The 3960-nt window shown below is 36.7% G+C and carries 4 protein-coding genes; 1 reads left to right on the top strand and 3 read right to left on the bottom strand.

Going from position 1 to position 3960, the window contains the following annotated elements; genetic code table 11:
- Window positions 1-1624 (top strand): hypothetical protein (locus VMW81_03680; protein ID HUU50040.1); only part of this gene is annotated, 1624 nt, incomplete at its 5' end.
- Here the strand turns inward: VMW81_03680 and VMW81_03675 are convergent.
- The 3 genes from VMW81_03675 to VMW81_03665 form a co-directional block, all read right to left on the bottom strand.
- Entirely contained in the window at window positions 1616-2458 is an 843-nt protein-coding gene (locus VMW81_03675; GenBank protein HUU50039.1) for a peptidylprolyl isomerase, read from the bottom strand. The two genes, VMW81_03680 and VMW81_03675, sit on opposite strands and share 9 nt — an antisense overlap.
- A gap of 13 nt (window positions 2459-2471) precedes the next feature.
- Window positions 2472-3620 (bottom strand): radical SAM protein, encoded by a 1149-nt coding sequence (locus VMW81_03670; GenBank protein ID HUU50038.1) that lies wholly within the window; start codon window positions 3618-3620, stop codon window positions 2472-2474.
- 29 nt (window positions 3621-3649) lie between these two features.
- The coding region (locus tag VMW81_03665) for an SPASM domain-containing protein (protein HUU50037.1) at window positions 3650-3960 on the bottom strand (311 nt) is incomplete at its 5' end.

The following is a 3960-nucleotide window of genomic DNA, read 5'->3' as shown; positions in this document are numbered from 1 at the left end:
AAATGATAAGCTTAAGATGAAGCTTGAAGACTTGGCAGGAGAGCTGGCTGATAGTCTCATACAGAACAAGCAGATTGAGGAGCAATTTTCACAAAATCTAGAGAAAAAAGATCAAGAGATTAAAGAATTAAGTGAAAAGATTGAGAAACTGAGCCTTCAATTATTACAGTATAAAAATAATCAAGACGCAAAGAGTGAAGGGAGGGAGAAAAATAATATAATAGAATTTGGAACAAAAAAAGGTGATATTAATGAGATAAAGGCCAAGCAGAACAAGGCTCAATATCATTCAATAAAAAAGGTCATTTCTACCATCATTTTTATAAGTGGTATCACCTATTATCTCATTCATCAAAATTCAGCCACAAAATTTATTTCAAAAAAGAACGCCGACCTGATAAATTCTCATACTTCACAGGTGGAGATGCTTTCAGATAGACAAGTTGAAGGCAAGAAGATGCTTTCAAATTTATTAGGAAACAATTCACTTAAGAGTCATTTTTCAGTAACAGGGAATGCACAGGATGAATTATATCTCCCCGGGCTTAAAAGAATTATTAGAGTAAGAGATTTTGTATACGCGCATGGGAAAGCGAATAATATTGATTTTCTCACAAAAGCTGTCCTCAGGCGTATAAAAGAGCCTGCTGATAATTATAATATGTCTCCCCATGAATTTATCTCTTTTATGAATCGAGTAAGAGATACTTCCATGCCACTGACAACGGCCTTATTAAAAAAGACCGAAGAAGATATAGCCTTTTTGGATAAGGAATACAAAGGTTTTGTTAATGATTTAAGAAAAGAAACAAATATTGTTGATAGCTTGATCTTGGTATATGAGCTAAATGAGATAATTGAGCATAGTGAGATAAGATTTTTCTGGGGAATGTATAATGAGTTTTTAGATTTAGGAATACCAAGGAAGGATGCCCTTACAAATATTCTCCAGAATGAAAAAATATTAAAAGAAAAAAGAGAGGGATACAATCCGAATCACAAGATACTGTATCGGGGGACTATTAGGCCCATAAAGATTCTGGAAGAAATGAATCTTGGGGAGTTCAAACTGATAGCTGTACCCTATATCCAGCTTAAGTATAGAGAATTTGCAAATTTTAAGAGGTTAAGAATCCCAAGGGGTTTGAATGAATATGCTGTTAATATGGCTGAGAATATTTATCTCAGTGCCAAGAAATTTAATATTCCCATAACTTCCCTTATGACCATTACACATCAAGAGTCTTTCTTTCTTAATATATTAGGAGATAATAGGGAGTCAGCCAGTCCCTTTCAAATTTATAGACCTACCAAGCTAAAGATACTTGAAAACATGAGACGAGAAGGATTTAAGATGCCTAGAGATATCAAACATTTAGAAAATCATCTCTGCTTGGCTGGGTATATGGCAGCCTATCATTTTGCAGAACTTATGGAATTTTATGCAGTTGAATTTCAAGTCAGTGGCCCTGAGAATAATATAAAGAAAATCGTATATGACTTGAATAGAAGCACCACCTCCTATAATGGAGGAAAAAGCTATCACAAGGAGGTATTTTTAAAACAGTTAGAACTTAAAAGATTTATGGATAAGAGACTTCAAGCAGAAAAAATATTATCTTAGATTTTCCTCATTAATTTCAATCTTTGCTTCTTTAATCAGCTCATCTAACAATTCATTGATAGCCTGTTGTGTTTTTTGATGCCTTATTCTTTTTTTGATCTGATTCTTGACTTGGACGAAATCAAGGGTTTGGGGTCCAGTTTGGTCAGTTACTAAGATGATATGATAACCAAACTCTGTTTTTACAATAGGGCTCATCTCACCACTCTTTAGATTAAAGGCCACCTCTTCGAATTCAGGAACCATTGTTCCTCTTGGAAAAGAGCCAAGACGGCCTCCTTGTCGAGCAGTGCTTCGGTCAATAGATCTCTTTTTAGCCAGCTCAAAGAAATCTTTTCCATTTTTTAACTCCTGCAACACTTCCTTTGCTTCTTTTTCTGTTTTTAAAAGGATATGACTGGCAGTTATCTCTTCTTTTGTTTGAAAAAATGCTTTATTTTTTTCGTAATAGCTCTTTGCGTCTTTATCAGAAACAGGTCCAATCTCTTTCAGTTTTGGGTTTAAATACTCTTGAATGATTAGCTCATACTTATATTCATCTATCATTCTTCGTATTCTTGGATCTTTGTCCAGTTTCTTTTTCATTCCTTCTTGATAGAGCAACTCTCTTCTAATCAGGCTATTGAGAAAATCAGACTTGTTTTTTTGAGCATTTTTTTTGAGTTCTGATGGCATTTTAGAAATGACTCTGTTCATATCTGCGATCGTAATGATCCTGCCATTGACGACTGCGAGGACCTTTTCATCATCTTTTTTTTGTTCAGATAAAGCAAGGTCAGAGAAAAAGAGGATTGAAATTATTATGATTGTAAGACAGCTCTTGAATCTAAACATAAAGACCTCCTCATTATATTAAAATGCCTTTAGGTTGATATGCACAGAAAGGTTCTTCTGATAGATAATTTTTGGTAGCTGCATAGGCCCTGGCTCTGCATCCCTCACATACCTTTCTATATTCACAAATGCCACATTTCCCCTCTAATAAGCCTGGGTTTCTAAGGTCTTCGAAAACCTTGGAATTTTCCCATATTTCTTTTAAGGATTCTTTTTTTATATTACCCGCAGAGACAGGAAGATAGCCACAAGGAAAGACATCACCTTTATGGGAAATAAAGCAGACCGCTGTTCCTGCCAGACAACCTTTGGTCATAGCAGACATGCCGTGGGTCTTGGGGGTTATTTTTATGCCCACCTCTCTGGCTTTTTCTCTCATAATCCGGAAATAATGAGGGGCACAGGTAACTTTTGTCTCGATTTTCGCCTTTTTGGATCTTTCATAGAACCAGTTTAAGACCTCCTCATATTTCTCTGGGGAGAGCATTTGCTCTTCTGAAATTTCTACACCACACCCTACTGGAACCAACATGAAAAGATGCAGAGCATCAGCCTTAAGGTCTTCAGCAAGAGTAAAAAGTTCTTCAAGCTGGTCTACATTATGCTTTGCTATGGTGCAGTTGATCTGAAGGCTCATATTAAGGGCCTTCAGACTTTTGTATCCTTTGATTGCTATATCAAAAGAGCCTTTAAGTTTTCTGAAATCGTCATGGGTCCTCGCATTAGCCCCATCAATGCTTATCGACACTCTTTGGATTCCTGAATCCACAATCTTTTTTGCAATCTCATTGTTTACAAGTGTTCCATTCGTTGCGAGTGCAAGGACCAGACCTTTCAATTTTGCATAGGAGGCGATATCGAATATATCAGGTCGAAAGAGAGGTTCGCCACCACTGAGGACCAAGATAGGGTTCCCTGCCTCCACAATCGAGTCAATCAAGGCAAAAGATTCTTTTGTGGTAAGATCCTCCTTTGTCAATTTCTTACTTACCTCTAAGCGCCGACAATGGATACATTCAAGATTACACCCAGCAGTGGTTTCCCAAAAGATAAGCCTTAATTGATTCTCAACGTTTCTCCTATATCGATCAGCTACAGAATGATTATCTTTATCCTCAATTTCTCTGTAGACCTCTTTAATGGTTTTGGTCGGTCTTTTCATTGTTTTTATGAATTTATTTTAAAATCTTTTTACGTTTTCCTTGTGAGATATGCTGGCAGATTAAAGACTTCTCCCTTGCTTATCAATTCTTTTTTGTCTTCCTCAGTGAGCCCGATCTCCTCGTCAGTTAAATAACATGACGGTTCAGGAGCCCAGGGATCATTATAAACCAGATCAGCCCTGACCCTTAGTGAACCTCCACAGGCATCAAGCCATTTGCATTGAGAACATCTTCCCTTTATATATGCCTTTTTGTTTTTCAATCCAGCCATAAGGGGATTTGATGTATCCATCCATATCTCGCTGAACTTCCTTTCTCTTATATTTCCCAGAGTATAGT

This window comes from Nitrospinota bacterium (assembly GCA_035528715.1).
Classification (GTDB): domain Bacteria; phylum JADFOP01; class JADFOP01; order DATKYB01; family DATKYB01; genus DATKYB01.
Note: the sequence above shows the minus strand (reverse complement) of the source record. Positions and strands in the feature narration are given on the sequence as shown.

Excerpts from the sequence above, each read along its gene's own strand:
- VMW81_03675 (HUU50039.1), bottom strand. The coding sequence starts at position 2,458 with ATGTTTAGATTCAAGAGCTGTCTTACAATCATAATAATTTCAATCCTC.
- VMW81_03670 (HUU50038.1), bottom strand. The coding sequence starts at position 3,620 with ATGAAAAGACCGACCAAAACCATTAAAGAGGTCTACAGAGAAATTGAG.